The sequence below is a fragment of the Streptomyces sp. NPDC053069 genome (assembly GCF_044546895.1).
In the GTDB taxonomy this organism is placed as follows: domain Bacteria; phylum Actinomycetota; class Actinomycetes; order Streptomycetales; family Streptomycetaceae; genus Streptomyces.
Map to the genome: position 1 here is coordinate 321390 of NZ_JBITZN010000004.1, position 21409 is coordinate 342798.

Sequence of the window (21409 nt, forward strand, 5' to 3'; positions counted from 1 at the left end):
CCCTGCCCGCCCGGACACCCCACGAACCGACCACCGCCCGCCCGCCCTGCTCGCAGCCGCGCAACCCGGCCGCCCGCGGCCGTCCGTCCCTACCGCTCCCCGCCCGCGAGCGAGAGCCAGTGGGCCACCCGGCGGACCGTGACTTCGTCGAGCAGCTCGGTCATGGCCCGTACCGCCTCGTCGTCCTCGGCGCTCAGGTCGTACAGGCCCGCCTTGCTCAGACCGGCCATGAGCACCTGGTGCCGGCGGTCGGTCATGCGTTCCGCGAGCTTGGCCGGTTCACCGGAGCCGGTCGCCGGCCGCCCGGTCGAGGCGGCGGGGGCGGGTTCCTTGGCCGCGGCCGGAGTGTCGTAGCGGCGCCAGGCACCGTCCTCGGGCCCCCACAGCGCGACCGTCACCTGCTCGCCGCGCGCCCGCACGGTCTGGGTCATGTCTCCGACGGCGTACAGCACGGGGTCCCGGTCGGGCGACTCGGCGCCCACCGTCCAGGAGTCCTGCGCGGGCCGGTGGAACATCGCGACCCAGCGCGGAGCACCGGGCGGTCGCGGGCACGGGGGACGCTTGTGCATGTCACTCACCCCTTCCGGAACGGCCGGAACCCGGCCCTTGGGGAACCGCAGACGGAAGGCGACCATATCTGATGGACCGTCAGATCACCAGGGTCCGCCGGGGAAGGGCGGCTCCTCCTGCTTCTGGCCTCTTCGCGGCCGGCGTGGCACCCTGCCCGCACCCCGGAGCGGGGTGCGGTGTCGTCCCGGACGAGGGAGGCCGAGGATGAGCGGACGGGAAGAAGCAGCGGCCGGAGCGGTCACCGACGCCGAGGCGTTACGGCAGCTCCACGCGGCCCGCGCGCACAGCGCCCACGACCGTGCGGTCGCCGCGTGCCGGTACGCCGGTGTCGGCGAGGACGCGGCCGAGGCCGTACCGAGGGACCCCGTCGGCCGGGCCGCAGGCGCGCTGCGCCTGTCGGCCGAGTCGCTCGCCACGCTGACCGTGCGCACCCCGGACCCGGCGGCGGACGCCCGCTGCGCCCGCAACACGGCCGCCGCGGCGGCGCTGGCCGCCCAGGTGGCGACCACCCGGGACGGCGCCCAGGGCACCGACAGCACCACGGCGTCCGCGGTGGCCCTGCGAGCGGCGCTCGCGGCGTCCCAGGCCGCCGCGGTCGCGGCCGGTGGCAGTGCACAGGGGCGGAACGCGGCCCTGAACGCCTCCGCCGAGCAGGCCGAGCGGCACGCCGTGACCATGGCCCGAGCGGCCGGCTGGTTCGGCGTGCACACGACGGACGGCTGACACACGGACGCAGAAAGAGCCGGAAGAACCACACAGCCCCCGCCCGTCGGCACCGGTCCCTCCCCTCGTGGGGACCGGTGCCGACGGTGCGAGGTGTCGACCCGTGCCGTGTCGGCTCGGCGCGGGTCGAAGAAAGGAGCAAGTTGGCCGAGATGCATCGGTGTCATGGACTGTCTCTCCGAGCGCAGGTCCGTGGCCTGTCCGGACGGTGTGCACGGCGTCCGCCGACGGGTCCGGATCCTGCCATCTGTTGCCCGCAACGAGGAGACCGCGGCCACTGTGCCCCGTGCTTCTCCGCAGGTCAGACGTATAGGGTGGGTTTTCCGGTCCGGACGTCCAGATGCGGGGGGAAAGTAAAGGGGTGGGACCTTGAGTTCCGACTCAGGGACACGCACAGCTTTCGCCGAGCGGCTCGCGCTGCTGTACAAGGAGGCTGGAAACCCTCCCCTCAAGAGCGTCGCCGAGGCCGTCGTACGGCTGCAGCGGATCGACGAGCGCGGGCGGCCCGTGCGGGTGTCCGCGCAGCGGATCAGCGACTGGCGCCGGGCCAAGAACGTGCCCGCCCAGTTCACCGCCCTCGCGGCGGTGCTGCACATCCTGATCCCGGAGGCGCGGCGACTGCGGCCCGCGCCCGTGTCCACGGGCCTGTACGACCTCGTGCACTGGCAGCGGCTGTGGGAGCGCGCGCTGGCCGACCCGGTCGGTGACCGGCCGGCACCGCCCGCCGAGGAGAACCGGCCGCCGCCCGCCCAGGCCCCGTCCGTCGCCGGAGGCGTGTGCCCCTACCGCGGGCTGGCGCCCTACCGGCAGGAGGACGCCCGCTGGTTCTTCGGCCGGGAACGGAGCACGAGCGCGCTCGTCGCCCAGCTGCGCGCCGCGGAGCGGACCGGCGGCCTGGTGATGCTGGTGGGCGCCTCGGGAGCCGGTAAGTCGTCCCTGCTGAACGCCGGCCTGGTCCCCGCCGTCCGCGGCGGCGCCCTGCGCGACGGCCAGGGCACCGGCGCAGCGCTCGGGCCCCCCGGGGACGGCACCGCCGACTGCGTGCTGCATCTCGTGCCCGGCGCCGACCCCCTGGGTGAGCTGGTGCGCCGTGTCCCCGACCTCACCGCCGTCGCCGCCGACGCGCGCCGGGCCGAGCAGGAGGCCACGGAGAATCCGGCGGTTCCCGGCTCCGACTCTCCGCGCGTGGCGCAGGCGGCGCGGGAGGCCATGGCGGCGTGGGCGCGCCGCGAGGGGAGCGGCGAGAGCCGGCCGGTCGTCATCGTGGACCAGTTCGAGGAGGCGTTCACCCTCTGCCCCGACGAGGCGGACCGGCGTACGTTCCTCCAGCTCCTGCACGCCGCCTGCACCCCGCCCGCCGGCACGGGCGGGGCCGCCCCGGTGCTCGTCGTCCTCGGCATCCGCGCCGACTTCTACGAGCAGTGCCTCGGCTACCCGGAGCTCGCCGACGCCCTCCAGCACCGGCACATGGTGCTCGGCCCGCTGACCAGCGCCGAACTGCGCGAGGCGGTGACCGGACCGGCCAAGGCGGTGGGGCTGGAGCTGGAACCGGGGCTCGCCGAGCTGATCGTCCGCGAGGTGAGCGCCGACGGCCCGCGCGGCGCGCACGACGCGGGCGTGCTGCCGCTGCTCTCGCACGCCCTGCTCGCCACCTGGCAGCGCCGCAAGGCCGGACGCCTGACACTGGCCGGCTACCGGGCGGCGGGCGGGATCCAGGGGGCTGTCGCGGCGACCGCCGAGCGTGCCTGGTCGGGGCTCGACCCCGCGGCCCGTACGGCCGCCCGGCTGCTCCTGCTGCGGCTGGTCCGGCTGGGCGAGGACACCCAGGCCACCCGGCGGCGGGGCACCCGGCGGCAGCTGGCGCAGGAGTCGGCGGACCCCGGCAAGACGGAGGAGTCCCTGGAGGCCCTCGTACAAGCCCGGCTGGTGACGCTGGACGCCGACACCGTGGAGATCACCCATGAGGCGCTGCTGCACGCCTGGCCCCGGCTGCGGCACTGGATCGACGACGACCGGGGCGACCAGCTGCTGCGCCAGCGGCTGGAGGAGGACGGCCGGGCCTGGGAGGACTCGGGCCGGGACAGCTCGCTGCTCTACCGGGGTTCTCGGCTGGAGCAGGCGCGCAGCTGGGCGAGGTCGGCCGGGGACACGTATCTGACCCGCAGCGCGGTGGAGTTCCTGGCCGCGGCGGTCCGGCTGCGCAAGCGCTCGGTGTGGCTCAGCCGCGCCGCGGTGGCGGCGCTGGTGGCGCTGGCCCTGGTCGCGGGCGGTACGGCGGTGATCGCCTGGAAGCAGCGGGACGACGCCGTGTTCGAGCAGGTGGTCGCCGAGGCCGACCGGGTCGAGCGCACGGATCCCTCCCTGGCCGCCCAGCTCGATCTGGTCGCCCATCGGCTGCGCCCGGACGACGAGGGGACGTACAGCAGGCTGATCTCGATCCTCAACGCGCCGCTGGCCACCCCGCTGTCCGGCCACACCGGTGCCGTCTACCTGACCTCGTTCAGCCCCGACGGCAAGACCCTGGCCACGGCCAGCTACGACCGGACCGTCCGGCTGTGGAACGTGGCCGACCGCAGCCGCCCCGAGCCGCTCGGCAAGCCGCTGACCGGCCACACCAGCTGGGTGAGCAGTGCCGTCTTCAGCCCGGACGGCCACACTCTCGCGAGCGCCGGCGACGACGGCACGATCCGGCTGTGGGACGTGACCGACCCCGCCCGCCCGAAGGCGCTGGGCAAGCCGCTCGCCGGGCACCGGGGCACGATCTACCTGGTCGCCTTCAGTCCCGACGGACACACGCTGGCCTCGGCCGGCGAAGACCACACGGTCCGGCTGTGGAACGTGACCGACCCGCACCGGCCCAGTGCGCTCGGCGCCCTGCGCGGGCACAGCGCCGCGGCGCGCAGCGTCGCGTTCAGCCCGGACGGGCACACCCTCGCAGCGGGTGGTGACGACGACACGATCCTGCTGTGGAACACCGCCGACCCGCGCCACCCGAAACAGTACCGCAGCGCGCTTAAGGGCCACACGGACCTCGTGCACTCGGTGGCGTTCAGCCCCGACGGGCGCACCCTCGCCTCCGGCAGCGCGGACGACACGATCCGGCTGTGGAACGTCACCGATCCCGCCCGCCCGTCCGCGCTCGGCTCACCGCTGGCCGGCCACACCGGGCCGATCTGGTCGGTGGCCTTCAGCCCGGACGGCAGCAGACTGGCCGCCGCGAGCGCGGACAGCACGGCGAGCCTGTGGGACGTCAGCGACCCCTCGTCCCCGTCGCAGGTCGGGGGGCCGCTCGCGGGCAGCAGCGGGGAGATGTACGCCCTGGGGTTCAGCCCCGACGGGCGGACCCTGGCCACCGGCAGCGGCGACAGCAAGGTGCGTCTGTGGTCGCTGCCGACCTCGGACATCGTCGGCCGCACCGGCGCGTTCCGGCCGGACGGACGGGTGCTGGGCACGGCGGCGCGGGACGGCAGGCTCCGGCTGTGGAACGTGACGCGGCCCGACCGGCCGGTGCTGCTGAGCAAACCGTTCATGCAGGGGGACGCCGGCCATCGTGCGCTGCGGTTCTCCCCCGACGGCCGCGTCCTCGCCGTCCTCACCTACGACCATGCCGTGTACCTGTGGAACGTCAGCGATCCGGCCCACCCGGTCGCCGCCGGATCACCCATCACGCTGCGGACGCGCTTCGCGGGGCCGGCCACGCTCGCCTTCAGCCCGGACGGCCGCACCCTGGCCACGGCCTACGACGACACCACCGTCCAGCTGTGGGACGTCACCCGCCCCGGGCACCCCGCCGCGCTCGGCAAGCCGCTGACGGGTCACCGCGGCTACGTCAACGCGCTCGCCTTCAGCCCCGACGGCCGGACCCTCGCCTCCGGCAGCGCGGACAGCACGGTCCGCCTCTGGAACGTCACCGATCCGGCCCGGGCGACCGCGCTCGGCCGGCTCACGGACCACACGGGACCGGTCAACGCGATCGCGTTCAGTCCGGACGGGCAGGTTCTGGCCAGCGGCAGTGACGACGACACGGTCCGGCTGTGGAACGTCGGCCACCCCGCCGCGGCGCGCGGGCTGGGTGCGCCGCTCGTCGGCCACACGGAAGCGGTCAAGTTGCTGACGTTCAGCCCGGACGGGCACGTGTTGGCCAGCGGCGGCAACGACAACACGGACCGGCTGTGGAACGTCGGCCGCCCCGCCTCGGCGACCCCCATCGGTCAGTCGATGGGCCCCAACGCCAGGTCGGGTACGTTCCTGTCCTTCAGCCCCAGGAGCAACGTCCTCGGGGTCTCCAGCGGCACCGGCACGGTCCGCCTGTGGAGCCTGGACGCCGACGCGGCGATCGAGCACATCTGCGCGGTCACCCGGGGCGTACTGACCCCGCAGAAGTGGCACGAGTACCTGCCCCGCCTCTCCTACGATCCGCCCTGCGGCCACTGATCGACCAATCTGGCTTATTCCTGCCCGACTTCCCCCGCCAGGCGCCGAGGCTTGTTACCCTTGGCCACAGCCCGATCGCTGGTGCATCCCCCGTCGCCAGCGGTCGGGCCTTTTCTGTTCCCGTGCGGGGCCGGGCCCTCGAATGCCGAAGACCCCCGAACCGATACCGGCTGGGGGTCGTCGAACTGGTGGGGCTAACAGGATTTGAACCTGTGGCCTCATCCTTATCAGGGATGCGCTCTAACCAACTGAGCTATAGCCCCGCCGCGCTTTGCGGTGTGTGTTCCGCGCGCTGACTCCTGAAGATTAGCGCACGACCACGTCAGTCCCAAAATCGGTTGTCGGGGGACTGTCAGGTCAGGAACCCGCAGGGCGTCGGAAGGCGGTCACTCGTCCTCCGCCAGGGTCAGCTCGATGCCGCCCACGAAGCCCGCGGAGAGGTTGTAGACGAACGCGCCGAGTGTCGCGAGCGCCGTGGCCAGGACCACGTCGATGACCGCGATGACCGTCGTGAACATCAGCACGTGGGGGAGCGACAGGAACGCCTGGAGATCGAAGCCGTTCGCCTCGTTCGAGCCGGTCGCCTCCGAGATCGTGCCGCCCACCGTCGAGAACACGCCCATCGCGTCCATGACCATCCACAGCACCGCCGAGGCGACGATCGTGCAGATGCCGAGCGCGATGGAGAGCAGGAAGCTGACCTTCATCACCGACCACGGGTCGGCCTTGGCCACGCGCAGCCGGGCCTTGCGGGTGCGCGGGGCCGTGCGCGCGCCGGTGCGGGGGCGGCGTACGGCGCCGGCCGGGGCCTGCGCCGGATAGGCCTGCGGCGGGTGGTACGGCCCGGCGGGCTGCTCCGGGCGCCGCTCACCGGGGAGCGGGGACGCCGGCTGCTGGGCCTCGCCGGCCGCGGCCGGTCCTCGGGTGTCCGTCACAGTGCCCCCCTGGGGTCCAGACGTGCCGGCGGAGTCCGTACCGGACACCTGCACCGGCTTCAGGTTGGTCGTGTGCGGGTCGGCCATGCTCCCCGCACCCGTCCCGTTCGCGGCGGAGCCACGGCCGCCGCCGTCCGTTTCCGTACCCGTGGAGGTACCGGCCGATCCGGCGCCCGTGGCTCCGCTCACGATGACTCACTCCTCGTGCTACTCGGCCGAGGGTGCCTCACCCTCGTCCGTGCCGGTGGTCGCGGCACCTTCGGCGGTCTCGTCCACGGCCACGTCGCCGTCGACTTCCTCCGCCTCGCGCCCCGCCTCGGCGTTACGTGCGATACCGACCACGGCATCGCGCTTGCCCAGGTTGATCAGTTGGACGCCCATGGTGTCACGGCCCGTCTCCCTGACCTCGCTGACTCGCGTGCGAATCACACCGCCGGAGAGGGTGATCGCGAGGATCTCGTCACTCTCCTCGACGACCAGCGCGCCGACGAGCGAACCGCGGTCCTCCACGATCTTGGCGGCCTTGATGCCGAGGCCGCCGCGGCCCTGGACGCGGTACTCGTCGACGGCGGTCCGCTTCGCGTACCCACCGTCGGTGGCAGTGAACACGAACGTACCGGGTCGAACAACATTCATCGACAGAAGTTCATCGCCTTCACGGAAACTCATCCCCTTGACGCCGGAGGTGGCGCGGCCCATCGGGCGCAGGGACTCGTCCGAGGCGGTGAACCGGATCGACTGTGCCTTCTTGCTGATCAGAAGCAGATCGTCGTCGGCCGAGACCAGCTCGGCACCGATCAGCTCGTCGTCCGTTCCGTCCTCGCGCTCGCGCAGGTTGATCGCGATCACGCCGCCGGAGCGGGGCGAATCGTAATCCTTCAGAGGCGTCTTCTTGACCAGACCGGACTTGGTGGCCAGCACCAGGTACGGCGCCGCCTCGTAGTCCCGGATCGCGAGGATCTCGGCGATCGCCTCGTCCGGCTGGAAGGCCAGCAGGTTGGCCACGTGCTGTCCGCGCGCGTCCCGGCCGGCCTCGGGCAGCTCGTACGCCTTCGCCCGGTACACCCGGCCCTTGTTGGTGAAGAACAGCAGCCAGTGGTGGGTGGTGGAGACGAAGAAGTGGTCGACGATGTCGTCTTCCTTCAGCTTCGTGCCGCGCACGCCCTTGCCGCCGCGCTTCTGCGCCCGGTAGTCGTCCGTCTTGGTCCGCTTGACATAGCCGCCGCGCGTGACCGTGACGACGATGTCCTCCTCGGCGATCAGGTCCTCGATGGACATGTCGCCCTCGTACGGGATCAGCTTGGTCGCGCGGTCGTCGCCGTACTTCTCGACGATCGCGGCCAGCTCCTCGCTGACGATCCCGCGCTGGCGGACCGGGGAGGCGAGGATCTCGTTGTACTCGTTGATCTTCGCCTGGAGTTCGTCGTGCTCCTGGACGATCTTCTGCCGCTCCAGGGCCGCCAGGCGCCGCAGCTGCATCTCCAGGATCGCGTTGGCCTGGATCTCGTCGATCTCCAGCAGGTCCATCAGGCCGGTGCGCGCGACATCGACGGTCTCACTGCGCCGGATCAGCGCGATGACCTCGTCGATGGCGTCCAGGGCCTTGAGGAGGCCGCGCAGGATGTGCGCGCGCTCCTCCGCCTTGCGCAGCCGGAAACGGGTGCGGCGGACGATGACCTCGATCTGGTGCGTCACCCAGTGCCGGATGAACGCGTCCAGCGAGAGGGTGCGCGGTACCCCGTCCACCAGCGCCAGCATGTTCGCGCCGAAGTTCGTCTGCAGGTCGGTGTGCTTGTACAGGTTGTTCAGCACGACCTTGGCGACCGCGTCCCGCTTGAGGACGATGACGAGGCGCTGGCCCGTGCGGGAGCTGGTCTCGTCACGGACGTCCGCGATGCCGCCGATCTTGCCGTCCTTCACCAGGTCGGCGATCTTCTGCGCCAGATTGTCCGGGTTCACCTGGTACGGCAGCTCGGTGACCACCAGGCACTGCCGGCCCTGGATCTCCTCGACCTCGACCACCGCGCGCATCGTGATGGAGCCGCGCCCTGTGCGGTACGCCTCCTCGATGCCCTTGCGGCCGACGACGAGCGCGCCGGTCGGGAAGTCGGGGCCCTTGATGCGCTCCATGAGCGCGTCCAGCAGCTCCTCGTGCGAGACCTCGGGGTTCTCCAGGTACCACTGGGCGCCGGCGGCGACCTCGCGCAGGTTGTGCGGCGGGATGTTGGTCGCCATGCCGACCGCGATACCGGCCGAGCCGTTGATCAGCAGGTTCGGGAAGCGGGCCGGCAGGACCGTCGGCTCCTGGGAGCGGCCGTCGTAGTTGTCCGTGAAGTCGACGGTCTCCTCGTCGATGTCACGGACCATCTCCATCGACAGCGGCGCCATCTTGCACTCGGTGTACCGCATGGCGGCCGCGGGGTCGTTGCCCGGGGAGCCGAAGTTGCCGTTGGAGTCCACCAGCGGCATCCGCATCGACCACGGCTGGGCGAGGCGCACCAGCGCGTCGTAGATCGAACTGTCGCCGTGCGGGTGGTAGTTGCCCATGACGTCGCCGACCACGCGGGCGCACTTGTAGAAGCCGCGCTCGGGGCGGTAGCCGCCGTCGTACATCGCGTACAGCACGCGCCGGTGGACGGGCTTGAGACCGTCCCGGACGTCCGGCAGCGCACGGGACACGATGACGGACATCGCGTAGTCCAGGTACGAACGCTGCATCTCCGTCTCGAGCCCGACGGGCTCGACGCGCATCGCGAGTTCGCCGCCCTCGGTCTCAGGGCTTTGCGGTGTGTTCTCGTCGGCCATTGCTGGTGAAGATCCTTCCTGGTGCGGTCAGCTGAGACCGACTCAGATGTCGAGGAAGCGGACGTCCTTGGCGTTGCGCTGGATGAACTGGCGCCGGGCCTCGACGTCCTCGCCCATCAGGACCGAGAACAGGTCGTCGGCCTGGGCGGCGTCGTCCAGGGTGACCTGGCCCAGGACCCGGTGCTCCTGGTCCATCGTGGTCACGCGCAGCTCCTCGGCGTTCATCTCGCCGAGACCCTTGAAGCGCTGGATCGAGTCCTCACGGACACGCTTGCCGCGCTGGCGGCCCATCTCGATCAGTGCGTCGCGCTCGCGGTCCGAGTAGGCGTACTCCACGTCGTCCCGGCCCCACTTGATCTTGTACAGCGGGGGACGGGACAGGTACACGTGCCCGGCCTCGACCAGCGGCCGCATGAAGCGGAACAGGAAGGTCAGCAGCAGGGTGCTGATGTGCTGGCCGTCGACGTCGGCGTCCGCCATCAGGATGATCTTGTGATAGCGGAGCTTCTCGATGTCGAAGTCCTCGTGCACACCCGTGCCGAAGGCCGAGATCAGCGCCTGGATCTCCTGGTTCTGCAGGATCTTGTCGATCCTGGCCTTCTCCACGTTCAGGATCTTGCCGCGGATCGGGAGGATCGCCTGGTACTGCGGGTTGCGGCCGGACTTGGCCGAGCCGCCGGCGGAGTCACCCTCGACGATGAAGATCTCGCACTTGGTGGGGTCGTTCGACTGGCAGTCGGAGAGCTTGCCGGGCAGGGACGCCGACTCCAGCAGGCCCTTGCGGCGGGTCAGGTCGCGGGCCTTGCGGGCCGCCACGCGCGCGGTGGCCGCCTGGATGCCCTTGCGGATGATGTCCGCGGCCTCGACCGGGTTGCGGTCCAGCCAGTCGTTGAGGTGCTCGTAGACCGCCTTCTGCACGAAGGTCTTGGCCTCCGTGTTGCCCAGCTTGGTCTTCGTCTGGCCCTCGAACTGAGGCTCGCTCAGCTTGACCGAGATGATCGCGGTCAGACCCTCGCGGATGTCGTCACCGGTGAGGTTGTCGTCCTTCTCGCGCAGCAGCTTCTTGTCGCGCGCGTACTTGTTGATCAGCGACGTCAGCGCGGCGCGGAAGCCCTCTTCGTGGGTACCGCCCTCGTGCGTGTGGATGATGTTCGCGAAGGAGTACACGCCCTCGGTGTAGCCGCTGTTCCACTGCATCGCGACCTCGAGGGACAGGCTCTTGTCCTTGTCCTCCGCCTCCAGGTCGATGACGGTGGGGTGAACCGCCTCTCCCTTGCGGGAGTTGAGGTACTTCACGAAGTCGACGATGCCGCCCTCGTAGTAGTACGTGACGGTCTTGACCTCGGCCTTCTCGTCCGCACCCGCCTCGTCCGCGCCGCTGGTGGCCTTCGCGGACTCGCGCTCGTCGGTGAGTTTGATCGTCAAACCCTTGTTGAGGAACGCCATCTCCTGGAAACGCCGCGACAGCGTCTCGAAGGAGTACTCGGTGGTCTCGAAGATCTCCGGGTCGGCCCAGAAGGTGACCGACGTGCCGGTCCGCTCGGTCGCCTCGTGCTGGGCGAGCGGGGCCGTCGGGACGCCCATCTTGTAGTCCTGCGTCCACCGGTGGCCGTCCGTCCTCACCTCGACGGCGACCTTCGTGGACAGCGCGTTCACGACGGACACGCCCACACCGTGCAGACCGCCGGAGACGGCGTAACCGCCGCCGCCGAACTTGCCGCCGGCGTGCAGCACGGTCAGCACGACCTCGACGGCCGGCTTGCCCTCGGAGGGCACGATGCCCACCGGGATGCCACGGCCGTTGTCGACGACCCGGACGCCGCCGTCGGCGAGGATCGTGACGTCGATCGTGTCCGCGTACCCGGCCAGCGCCTCGTCGACGGAGTTGTCGACGACCTCGTACACCAGGTGGTGCAGACCGCGCTCGCCCGTGGAACCGATGTACATGCCGGGCCGCTTGCGGACCGCGTCCAGCCCTTCGAGCACGGTGATGGCGCTGGCGTCGTAGGAGGCGGAGGCTGCTGCCTCGCTGTTCACGGGGGCCTCGGCGGGCTCGCCGTGCACGCCGGCGTCGGTGGACGGGATGTTCTCGTTGGGGTTGCCGGAATCGGCCACGAAGCGCCCTTTCTGGCACAGCACGAGCCGGGCTCGTCGGCAGGTTGCCGGAGCGGCTGCGGCATGTTGCGTTGGTAAGCCTTGATCAGCGTTGCTCAGCTTTTCCCGGGCGGTCCCCACGATGGGGCGGGATTGTCTTCCAGTCTACCGGTAGCTCTGACATCGATGGGGGTTTGCCGGTACCTGAGTCCCCATGTGCCGCCCTGAACCGGCCTCGACCGGGTCCCGATATACGGATGGGGGCTCCAAGGGGCTCACAGCGGCACTCAGCGCTTCGAGCCGTCAACCCTTGGCTACCGGGGGGTCAGATGGCCGTCCGCCCGCGCCACGACGGCCGTCCACACCTGTGATACGGCGGCACGCACACGGCACCGCCCCCCGCTCCAACGTGATGTACGTCACCCGTACGTATCGCCGGGCCCGGAGCTCCCCGGAGCCCGCAGCGGACCGTAGCGGCGGGCCGGACCGCCCGGATTGAGCACCTTGATCATCCGCACGGTGCCGTGCCCCAGGTCCTCGTTGAGGCGGGCGACCAGCGCGGGCGCGAGGTGGCGCAGCTGGGTCGCCCAGGCCGTCGAGTCGCAGCTCACGACCAGCACCCGCTCGTCCTCGTCGTACCGCTGCGGCACACAGTGCTTGGCCAGGTCCTCGCCGACGATCTGCGGCCAGCGGCCCATCACACCGCCCACCGCCGCGGGGGTCTCCCAGCCGCGCTCGGTCAGCAGCCGGTTGATCGCGGCACCCAGCGCCATGGGGTCGCGCCCGTCGGCGCGCGCACCGGAGCGCAGCCCACCGCCGCGCCGCGCCTGCTTCTTCTGCCGCGCCGCGTCACCCCGCGCGCGTGCCTGTTCCTTCGCCGCGCGCAACGCCACGCGCGCGAGGTCGACGCCGGAGGGTTCCGGAACGTTCTGCGGGGTGGGTCCCGGAGCCTTCCCGGGAGCGGGTTCGCCGGTGCTCATACGCGCTCCACCGTCCCGCCGGACACGGCGTATCGCGCCCCGGCCAGCACATGCGGTACGTCGTCGTCCACGGCCGCGGTGACCAGCACCTGCTCACCGGGCGCGACCAGCTCGGCCAGCCGCTCGCGTCGGCGCGTGTCCAGCTCGGCGAAGACGTCGTCCAGGACCAGCACCGGTTCGTTGCCCTCGGCCCGCAGCAGGTCGTAGGAGGCCAGCCGCAGAGCGAGCGCGTAGGACCAGGACTCGCCGTGCGAGGCGTACCCCTTGGCCGGCAGCTGACCGAGTTTGAGAATCACATCGTCCCGGTGCGGGCCGACAAGGGTGACACCGCGCTCGATCTCCTGCTTGCGCGCCTCGGCCAGGGCCGCCATCAGCTGGGTGTAGAGGTCCTCGCGCGTATGGGCCTCGCCGGGCGCGGACGGCTTGTACTCCAGCGCCAGCGGCCCGCCGCCGGGGGCCAGCTGCTCGTACGCCTTGTCGGCCAGCGGCTGCAGCGCGGCGATCAGGTCCAGCCGCTGCGCGAGCAGCTCGGCGCCCGCACGCGCCAGATGCTGGTCCCACACGTCGAGCGTGGACAGATCCGCCCCCGGGCTCGAATCCGCTCGCCCGGCAGGTGCCCCCCTCCGCGCGCCGTGCCGACGCGCCAGGGCGGCCGTCTTGAGCAGGGTGTTCCGCTGCTTGAGCACGCGCTCGTAGTCGGAGCGCACCCCGGCCATGCGCGGTGACCGGGCGGTGATCAGCTCGTCGAGGAACCGCCGCCGTTCCCCCGGGTCGCCTTTGACGAGGGCGAGATCCTCGGGCGCGAACAGCACGGTCCGTACGATCCCCAGCACGTCCCTCGGTCTGACCTGCGAGGACCGGTTGATGCGGGCACGGTTGGCCCTGCCGGGGTTCAGCTCCAGCTCGACCAGCTGCTGCCGGTCGCCCTGGCGGACCTGCGCCCGGATGACGGCGCGCTCGGCGCCCATGCGGACGAGGGGGGCGTCGGAGGCGACCCGGTGGCTGCCGAGGGTGGCGAGGTATCCGACCGCCTCCACCAGATTGGTCTTGCCCTGCCCGTTCGGGCCGACGAATGCGGTGACGCCCGGATCGAGCGGAACCTCGGCCCGGGCGTACGAGCGGAAGTCGGCCAGCGAAAGATGCGTGACGTGCATGGTCGTTCCGCCGGCCTTCCCCAGAGTGCTGATGGACTGTGGATCCCGGGCCTCGCGGGGCGGCCCTGTGGATCCCTGCGGGTCCTTGTGGACTACTTCTTCTCTACGGCGTGACCGCCGAACTGGTTGCGCAGCGCGGCGATCATCTTCATCTGCGGCGAGTCCTCCTGACGGGAGGCGAACCGCGCGAACAGCGACGCGGTGATCGCCGGCAGCGGCACCGCGTGGTCGATCGCGGCCTCCACGGTCCAGCGTCCCTCACCGGAGTCCTGTGCATAACCGCGCAGGCCCTCCAGGTGCTCGTCCTCGTCGAGGGCGTTGACGGCGAGGTCCAGCAGCCAGGACCGGATGACGGTGCCCTCCTGCCACGAGCGGAACACCTCGCGGACGTCCGTGACGGAGTCGACCTTCTCCAGCAGCTCCCAGCCCTCGGCGTACGCCTGCATCATCGCGTATTCGATGCCGTTGTGGACCATCTTCGCGAAGTGGCCCGCGCCGACCTTGCCGGCGTGCACCGAGCCGAAGTCGCCCGCCGGCTTCAGCGCGTCGAAGACCGGCTGCACCTTGGCGACGTTCTCGGCGTCGCCGCCGTACATCAGCGCGTACCCGTTCTCCAGGCCCCACACGCCGCCGGAGACACCGCAGTCGACGAAGCCTATGCCCTTGGCCGCCAGCTCCTCGGCGTGCCGCTCGTCGTCCGTCCAGCGGGAGTTGCCGCCGTCCACGACCACGTCGCCGGGCTCCAGCAGCTCGGCGAGCTGGTCGATGGTCGACTGGGTGGGCTCGCCGGCCGGGACCATCACCCAGACCACGCGCGGACCGCTGAGCTTGCCCACAAGCTCTTCCAGGCTGTGGACATCCGCGAGGTCCGCGTTGCGGTCGTATCCGATGACGGTGTGGCCCGCGCGGCGGATCCGCTCGCGCATGTTGCCGCCCATCTTGCCGAGGCCGACGAGACCGAGCTCCATCAGTTGTGTTCCTTAGGTCGCTGTGTGGCGTGAGAGGCACGAGGTGCCGAAGGCGAGCCTAAACCCGCCCAGTCACGCACAGTTGTGGGCATACCCGCTCATGCGTTACGCCCCTGACCTGCGGTGCCGGGCACCCGTGAGAGCACCCGGCACCATGCACAGCTGTGGAAAAAGGTCGGCCGCTCAGCCGCTCAGCCGCACCGGCATGATCAGGTACTTGTACGCGTCGTCGGCCTCGGCATCCACCGCCGGCTTCCCACTGAGGAGCGCCGGCTTCGTGGACGTCGTGAACGACAGCTGGGCCACCGGGGAGTCGATCGCGCTCAGACCGTCCAGCAGGAACGTCGGGTTGAAGGCGATGGAGATGTCGTCGCCGTCCAGCTGGGCGTCGACCCTTTCCACAGCCTGTGCGTCGTCGCTGGACCCGGCCTCCAGGATCAGCACACCCTTCTCGAAGCTCAGTCGCACCGGGGTGTTGCGCTCGGCCACCAGCGCCACACGCTTGACGGCCTCCACGAAGGGCGCGGTCTCGATCACGGCGACGGAGTTGAACTCGGTCGGGAACAGCGTGCGGTACTTCGGCAGGTCGCCCTCCAGCAGCCGCGTGGTCGTACGACGCCCGGCGCCCTCGAAACCGATCAGGCCCTCGCCCGCGCCCGAGCCGGACAGCGCCAGCGTCACGCTGTCACCGGCGCCGAGCGACTTGGCGGTGTCCAGCAGCGTCTTGGCCGGGACCAGGGCGACCGCGGAGGCGTCCGGGTTCTCCGGCTTCCACAGGAACTCGCGGACGGCGAAGCGGTAGCGGTCGGTGGAGGCCAGGGTGACCGTGTCGCCCTCGATCTCGATGCGCACACCGGTGAGGACGGGCAGCGTGTCGTCACGGCCGGCGGCGATGGCCACCTGGGAGACGGCGGCCGCGAAGACCTCGCCGGGGACCGTACCGGTCGCGTTCGGCATCTGCGGCAGCGCCGGGTATTCCTCCACAGGCAGGGTGTGCAGGGTGAACCGGGAGGACCCGCAGACCACCGTCGCCCGTACACCGTCTGTGGAAATCTCCACCGGCCGGTTGGGCAGCGCGCGGGAGATGTCGGCGAGCAGCCGGCCGGAGACGAGGACGGTGCCCTCCTCCTCGACCTCGGCTTCCACGGACACGCGCGCGGAGACCTCGTAGTCGAAGCTCGACAGGCTCAGCTGGCCGTCCTCGGCCTTGAGGAGGAGGCCGGCGAGGACAGGCGCCGGCGGACGGGCCGGGAGGCTGCGTGCCGCCCACGCCACTGCCTCCGCGAGTACGTCGCGTTCCACCCGGATCTTCACCGTAAGCCGCCTCCTGCTGTTGCTACTGAGTCCTCCGACTCGGTGTCACCGCTCACTGCGGAGGGAAGGACACCGGGGACCAGTCTGACGCACGGCACTGACAGTAGGTGCCCGTCGGGGTCAAGTCGCTCCTAGGGGCAGTCGGGCGCGAGACAGCGAGTTGTGCACAGGCCCCGCTTCAAAACGATTGCCGAGCTCTCTCTAGTCGGGAGTAGTAGTAGGGCCTGTGGATACCGTGGATAACCTCGTTTGCCCAGCTCAGGGCCGGAATTTTGTCCACGGGGCCTGTGGGTGGAGGCGGTGGACAACCAGGGGTGTCTGTGGAGAACAGAAAGTTCTGCACACTCCGCCCACAGCCTGAGGGCAGTTCTCCCCAGCTGCGTCCCCAGGTTTACCCACGTTTCCCACACCCCAACCCGGCACCTTCGTGTGACGGCTTTCACTCGACGCGGTGAGAGGGTGCGTCGCGTTGCCGAACAGTGGACAGCCATGTGGAGAAGCCGGGTATTGCTGGGGACAACCGGCATCGGCCTGTGGGTCGTCGGTGGACAACTCCGTGCACAGCCTGTGGATCCTTCCCTTGTCCACAGTCTGTGGAGATCGTTCATCCACGATTCCACAGGCTGCTGAGCTGGACGAACGGCGTATGAGCCGACTACCTGTGGACGCCGTTCGGGACAACTCCGCAGTCCCCAGGATGTGGATGGAAAAAAGTCCCCGAATCTGTGGAGAGCAGCCGTAACCCGGCGGAAAATCGAACACCTGGTGGCGAACAGGGAACGCACCCACATGGCGAAGGGCGCCCCCGGGATCCGTATCCCGAAGGCGCCCTCGGCGCAGTCGTGCAGCCGGCGTCAGCCGCACCTCACCCGTTCTTGATCCGGTTGGTCAGCTCGGTCACCTGGTTGTAGATCGACCGCCGCTCGGCCATCAGCGCCCGGATCTTGCGGTCGGCGTGCATCACGGTCGTATGGTCGCGCCCGCCGAACTGCGCCCCGATCTTCGGCAATGACAGATCCGTCAGCTCACGGCACAGGTACATGGCGATCTGCCGCGCGGTGACCAGGGCCCGCCCGCGCGACGTACCGCACAGATCCTCCACCGTCAGCCCGAAGTAGTCCGCGGTGGCCGCCATGATCGCCGTGGCCGTGATCTCGGGCGCGGTGTCCTCGCCGCCGGGGATCAGGTCCTTCAGGACGATCTCGGTCAGGCCCAGGTCCACCGGCTGGCGATTGAGCGAGGCGAACGCCGTCACCCGGATCAGCGCGCCCTCCAGCTCACGGATGTTCCGGGAGATCCGGGAGGCGATGAACTCCAGCACCTCCGGCGGCGCGTTCAGCTGCTCCTGCACCGCCTTCTTGCGCAGGATCGCGATGCGCGTCTCCAGCTCGGGCGGCTGGACGTCGGTGATCAGACCCCACTCGAAACGGTTCCGCAGCCGGTCCTCCAGCGTGACCAGCTGCTTGGGCGGCCGGTCGGAGGACAGCACGATCTGCTTGTTGGCGTTGTGGAGCGTGTTGAAGGTGTGGAAGAACTCCTCCTGCGTCGACTCCTTGTCCGCGAGGAACTGGATGTCGTCGACCAGCAGGATGTCCATCTCGCGGTAGCGCTTGCGGAAGCTGTCGCCCTTGCCGTCGCGGATGGAGTTGATGAACTCGTTGGTGAACTCCTCCGAGCTGACGTACCGCACCCGCGTACCCGGGTAGAGGCTGCGCGCGTAGTGCCCGATCGCGTGCAGCAGGTGCGTCTTGCCGAGTCCCGACTCCCCGTAGATGAAGAGCGGGTTGTAGGCCTTGGCCGGTGCCTCGGCCACGGCGACGGCGGCGGCGTGCGCGAACCGGTTGGAGGCGCCGATGACGAACGTGTCGAAGAGGTACTTGGGGTTCAGCCGTGCCGTCGGCTCGCCGGGGCCGCTCGCCGGCGCGGGCTGTGCGGCGAGCGGGCCGGGCGCTCCGGTGCCGCCGGTCGCGGGCAGGTCCGGGCGGCCGGGACCGCCGCGGTGCGCCGGGCCGGCGCCCGCCGGTTGCTCGGGCAGCTCACGGCGGACGGGGTCGCGCTGGTCGTACTCGGCGCGCGCCGGTTCGTACTCGGGGCGCGCGGAGTCATAGTCGGGGCGCCCGGGGTCGTAGTCCGCGCGCGGGCTGTCGTACTCGCCGCGCTGCTGCTCGTACGGCGACCGGTCCATGCCCTGCGGGCGGTAGTCCGACGACGGCGGGCCGTAGGCGTCCGGACCGGAGCCGTAGGCGTCCTGGGACGACGGCGAGGCGTACGGGTCGCGCTCGGGGAAGCCGAGGCGCGGCTGCTGCCAGCCGTACTCGTCCTGAGCGGGACGCGGCCAGCTGCCGGGCTCGCGGCGCTGGTACTCGGAAGGGTAGGCCGGGCGCACGGCGGGAAGCTGGTCGGCGCGGGTCTGATGGTCGGCAGGCGGCTGTTCGGCGGCGCGGTGGCGGCCGTAGCCCTCGTACGACCGCTCCTCGTAGGACCGTTCCTCGTACGACGGGCCGGACGGCAGCTCCGGCTCCTCGTAGCGCGGCTTCGGCGTCTGCTGCACCGGCGCCGCGGGAGCCTGCGGCTCGCCGGCGGAGTCGTCCACGGTGATCGCGATGCGGATGGGGCGGCCGCACTCGCGGCTCAGCGTCTCGCTGACGACCGGCGCGAGACGGCCCTCCAGGACACCCTTCGCGAATTCGTTCGGTACGGCGAGCAGAGCGGTGTCCGCCACCAGCGCGAGCGGCTGGCAGCGCCGGATCCAGTGTTCGTCCTTCGCCTCGACACCCTGTCCGCGGCCCTCTCCGAGGAGCTGCTCCAGTACTCGTGGCCACACTGCGGCAAGATCGGCAGGTACGTCAGCCACAGGGCACGCTCTCTCACAGGTCCCACGAACGTGTGATCGCGGAACGGGTCGGGGTGTACATCGGGTGGTCGGTGGGTCAAACCCGCCGGGGCGGGGGACAAAAGAACGAATCGGAGTCCAGCCACGGTAGTCAGCGCGGCGGGTGCGGTTCAAGTTGTTGTCCCCAGCCTGTGGATAGTGTCTCTCCGTGACTCTCGGTTTGACCGGATGGCGTAGCCCCGCGTACCGTAACCAGGTCGAGTTGTCGATGGCTGCTGCCGCCTGCCTCCGATGGGCACAGATCACGTCAGGTGATCGGGAAGCGGTGCACTCGGGCGTGACGCGAGCTACTCGTGGGCGCACGGTGACAGCCAAGACGGCACCCCGCCACTACCGATTTTCTGGAGCCCCCGAGTGAGCAAGCGCACCTTCCAGCCGAACAACCGTCGTCGCGCGAAGACCCACGGCTTCCGGCTGCGTATGCGCACCCGTGCCGGCCGCGCGATTCTCGCGTCCCGCCGTAGCAAGGGTCGCGCCCGCCTGTCCGCCTGATTTCGATCAGGTCATGACGTCGTGCTGCCTACCGAGAACCGGCTGAGGCGGCGCGAGGACTTCGCGACCGCGGTCCGACGAGGACGCCGGGCAGGACGCCCGACTCTCGTCGTCCACCTTCGTAGCGGTGCCACGGACCCGCACGCGCCTGGGGAGAGCGCTCCCCCGACGCGTGCGGGTTTCGTCGTGAGCAAGGCCGTGGGTGGTGCGGTCGTGCGCAACAAAGTGAAGCGCAGACTGCGTCATCTGATGCGTGACCGAGTCGCCCTGTTTCCCCCCGGTAGCCTGGTAGTCGTACGAGCGCTGCCCGGAGCGGGCGACGCAGGCCACGCACAGCTGGCCCGAGACCTGGATGCCGCCCTTCAGCGGCTGCTGGGAGGGGGCACGCGATGAAGTACCCGCTGCTGGCTCTGATCAAGCTGTACCAGTGGACGATCAGTCCACTGCTGGGGCCGGTGTGCAAGTACTACCCGTCGTGCTCCCACTACGGCTATACGGCCATCGACCGGCATGGTGCGATCAAGGGAACGGCACTCACCGCCTGGCGCATCCTCCGGTGCAATCCGTGGTCGCTGGGCGGTGTGGACCATGTTCCGCCGCGCAAGCGTCCGCGGTGGCACGAAATGCTGCGCGACGCTTGGCGTGCACGCAGGGGCGGGCCCTCCGCCGCCGAACCGGCCACCGAAGAGAAGCTCTCTTCCGAGCTTCCTCCGAGCCCGGCCGCAGAGACTTCGTCCCATGCCCAAGGAGCATGATTAGTGGACACGATTGCCAGCCTCTTCAGTTTCATCACCTGGCCCGTCTCCTGGGTCATCGTCCAGTTCCACAAGGTGTACGGGGCGATCTTCGGGCCTGACACCGGGTGGGCCTGGGGCCTGTCCATCGTGTCCCTGGTGATCCTGATCCGTATCTGCCTGATCCCGCTCTTCGTGAAGCAGATCAAGTCGACGCGCGCGATGCAGACGCTCCAGCCGGAGATGAAGAAGATCCAGGAGCGCTACAAGAACGACCGGCAGCGCCAGTCCGAAGAGATGATGAAGCTGTACAAGGAGACGGGCACCAACCCGCTCTCCTCGTGCCTTCCCATCCTGGCGCAGTCCCCGTTCTTCTTCGCCCTGTATCACGTGCTCAACGGCATCGCGACGGGCAAGACCATCGGCGTCATCAACGAGCCGCTGCTCGCCAGCGCCCGTCATGCGCACATCTTCGGCGCCCCGCTCGCCGCGAAGTTCATGAACAGCTCGGAGACGGTCGCAGCGCTCGGCGCCTCGCTGACCGACGTCCGGGTCGTGACCGCGGTCATGATCGTCCTGATGTCGTTCTCGCAGTTCTACACGCAGCGTCAGCTGATGACGAAGAACGTCGACACGACGGTCAAGACGCCGTTCATGCAGCAGCAGAAGATGCTGATGTACGTCTTCCCGGTCATGTTCGCCGTCTTCGGTATCAACTTCCCGGTCGGTGTCCTCGTCTACTGGCTGACCACCAACGTGTGGACCATGGGCCAGCAGATGTACGTCATCCGCAACAACCCGACCCCGGGTTCCAAGGCCCAGGCCGCCTACCTGGAGCGCCTGACCAAGCACGTCACGCACGCCGGCAAGGTCCGTCGCCGCAGCGAGAAGACCATCGTCAAGGCGATCGTCGCCAAGGGCCGCGACCGCAACGAGTTCGAGCGGAAGTTCATCAACGCCCTGAACAAGGCCGGTCTCGCCGCCCAGGCCGACGGCACCGTGGTGAAGAGCGTGGCCCAGGCCGAGGTGGAGACCGCAGACGGTGCGGAGACCACCTCGACGGCAGCCGGCGCCGCGGCGCGGCGCCAGCAGCCCAAGCGCCAGTCCAAGGCCCAGCGTCAGTCCGGCGGGCCCAAGCAGGCGGGCGGGACCACCTCGTCCACCTCGCTGGAGAAGTCCGACGAGCCGCAGGACGCCAAGCCCGCGGCTGCCAAGCAGGCCCCGAAGTCCGGCTCCGGCACCCGCAGCAAGGCCCAGTCCGGCCAGCGCAAGGGTGGCCCGCAGCGGCCCAAGTCCCCGTCCAAGAAGTAAGA

General features: G+C 70.2%; 15 protein-coding genes and 1 tRNA gene. 6 read left to right on the top strand and 10 right to left on the bottom strand.

What is annotated here, in order from left to right:
- Positions 1-89: 89 nt before the first annotated feature.
- Positions 90-569, bottom strand: a complete 480-nt coding sequence (locus ACIGXP_RS11345) for a hypothetical protein (RefSeq protein WP_399766800.1) — start codon at positions 567-569, stop codon at positions 90-92.
- A gap of 205 nt (positions 570-774) precedes the next feature.
- On the opposite strand from ACIGXP_RS11345, the gene ACIGXP_RS11350 reads away from it, so the two are divergent.
- Positions 775-1293, top strand: a complete 519-nt coding sequence (locus tag ACIGXP_RS11350) for a hypothetical protein (protein WP_399766803.1) — start codon at positions 775-777, stop codon at positions 1291-1293.
- A gap of 369 nt (positions 1294-1662) precedes the next feature.
- Positions 1663-5727, top strand: coding sequence for an AAA family ATPase (locus ACIGXP_RS11355; protein WP_399766806.1), 4065 nt, complete (start codon positions 1663-1665; stop codon positions 5725-5727).
- A gap of 186 nt (positions 5728-5913) precedes the next feature.
- Here ACIGXP_RS11355 and ACIGXP_RS11360 read toward each other — a convergent pair.
- The 9 genes from ACIGXP_RS11360 to dnaA all read right to left on the bottom strand — a co-directional run bounded on the left by ACIGXP_RS11360 (position 5914) and on the right by dnaA (position 18831).
- Positions 5914-5990 (bottom strand) — tRNA-Ile (locus ACIGXP_RS11360).
- A gap of 123 nt (positions 5991-6113) precedes the next feature.
- Entirely contained in the window at positions 6114-6851 is a 738-nt protein-coding gene (locus ACIGXP_RS11365; protein WP_363214142.1) for a DUF3566 domain-containing protein, read from the bottom strand.
- 18 nt (positions 6852-6869) lie between these two features.
- The gene (gene gyrA, locus ACIGXP_RS11370) at positions 6870-9467 is read right to left on the bottom strand and encodes a DNA gyrase subunit A (protein WP_399766809.1); all 2598 of its coding nucleotides are present in this window, start codon (positions 9465-9467) and stop codon (positions 6870-6872) included.
- A gap of 42 nt (positions 9468-9509) precedes the next feature.
- On the bottom strand, positions 9510-11606 hold the full coding sequence (gyrB, locus tag ACIGXP_RS11375) for a DNA topoisomerase (ATP-hydrolyzing) subunit B (RefSeq protein ID WP_363214139.1): 2097 nt from the start codon (positions 11604-11606) through the stop codon (positions 9510-9512).
- Positions 11607-11980: 374 nt separating this feature from the next.
- On the bottom strand, positions 11981-12541 hold the full coding sequence (locus ACIGXP_RS11380; RefSeq protein ID WP_363214138.1) for a DciA family protein: 561 nt from the start codon (positions 12539-12541) through the stop codon (positions 11981-11983).
- Complete coding sequence (recF, locus tag ACIGXP_RS11385; RefSeq protein WP_363214137.1) at positions 12538-13695, bottom strand: DNA replication/repair protein RecF; 1158 nt, start codon at positions 13693-13695, stop codon at positions 12538-12540. The genes ACIGXP_RS11380 and recF overlap by 4 nt, the downstream gene beginning before the upstream one ends.
- 92 nt (positions 13696-13787) lie before the next feature.
- Complete coding sequence (gnd, locus tag ACIGXP_RS11390; protein ID WP_399766814.1) at positions 13788-14663, bottom strand: phosphogluconate dehydrogenase (NAD(+)-dependent, decarboxylating); 876 nt, start codon at positions 14661-14663, stop codon at positions 13788-13790.
- 183 nt (positions 14664-14846) lie between these two features.
- A complete protein-coding gene (gene dnaN, locus ACIGXP_RS11395) occupies positions 14847-15977 on the bottom strand; it encodes a DNA polymerase III subunit beta (protein ID WP_363214135.1) in 1131 nt (376 codons plus the stop codon).
- An 865-nt stretch (positions 15978-16842) separates the two neighbouring features.
- Positions 16843-18831 carry a chromosomal replication initiator protein DnaA gene (gene dnaA / locus ACIGXP_RS11400; protein WP_399766817.1) on the bottom strand — a complete coding sequence of 663 codons (1989 nt, stop codon included), beginning with the start codon at positions 18829-18831 and terminating at the stop codon, positions 16843-16845.
- A gap of 393 nt (positions 18832-19224) precedes the next feature.
- Between dnaA and rpmH the strand changes: the two genes are divergently transcribed.
- From rpmH to yidC, 4 genes are read left to right on the top strand one after another with little or no spacing between them, the layout of a single operon-like run.
- Positions 19225-19362, top strand: a complete 138-nt coding sequence (rpmH, locus tag ACIGXP_RS11405; protein ID WP_003956500.1) for a 50S ribosomal protein L34 — start codon at positions 19225-19227, stop codon at positions 19360-19362.
- A 21-nt stretch (positions 19363-19383) separates the two neighbouring features.
- Positions 19384-19755 (top strand): ribonuclease P protein component, encoded by a 372-nt coding sequence (rnpA, locus tag ACIGXP_RS11410; RefSeq protein WP_399766821.1) that lies wholly within the window; start codon positions 19384-19386, stop codon positions 19753-19755.
- Positions 19752-20117: a membrane protein insertion efficiency factor YidD gene (gene yidD / locus ACIGXP_RS11415; RefSeq protein ID WP_363214132.1), complete on the top strand. Its 366-nt coding sequence runs from the start codon at positions 19752-19754 to the stop codon at positions 20115-20117. Before rnpA ends, yidD begins: the two co-directional genes overlap by 4 nt.
- Positions 20118-20120: 3 nt before the next feature.
- Positions 20121-21407, top strand: coding sequence for a membrane protein insertase YidC (gene yidC / locus ACIGXP_RS11420; RefSeq protein WP_399766825.1), 1287 nt, complete (start codon positions 20121-20123; stop codon positions 21405-21407).
- Positions 21408-21409 lie beyond the last annotated feature (2 nt).

Bases quoted from the DNA above. Each gene is read 5' to 3' on its own strand.
- ACIGXP_RS11345 (WP_399766800.1), bottom strand. From the start codon at position 569: ATGCACAAGCGTCCCCCGTGCCCGCGACCGCCCGGTGCTCCGCGCTGG.
- ACIGXP_RS11350 (WP_399766803.1), top strand. From the start codon at position 775: ATGAGCGGACGGGAAGAAGCAGCGGCCGGAGCGGTCACCGACGCCGAG.
- gyrA (WP_399766809.1), bottom strand. From the start codon at position 9,467: ATGGCCGACGAGAACACACCGCAAAGCCCTGAGACCGAGGGCGGCGAA.
- ACIGXP_RS11380 (WP_363214138.1), bottom strand. From the start codon at position 12,541: ATGAGCACCGGCGAACCCGCTCCCGGGAAGGCTCCGGGACCCACCCCG.
- recF (WP_363214137.1), bottom strand. From the start codon at position 13,695: ATGCACGTCACGCATCTTTCGCTGGCCGACTTCCGCTCGTACGCCCGG.
- gnd (WP_399766814.1), bottom strand. From the start codon at position 14,663: ATGGAGCTCGGTCTCGTCGGCCTCGGCAAGATGGGCGGCAACATGCGC.
- yidD (WP_363214132.1), top strand. From the start codon at position 19,752: ATGAAGTACCCGCTGCTGGCTCTGATCAAGCTGTACCAGTGGACGATC.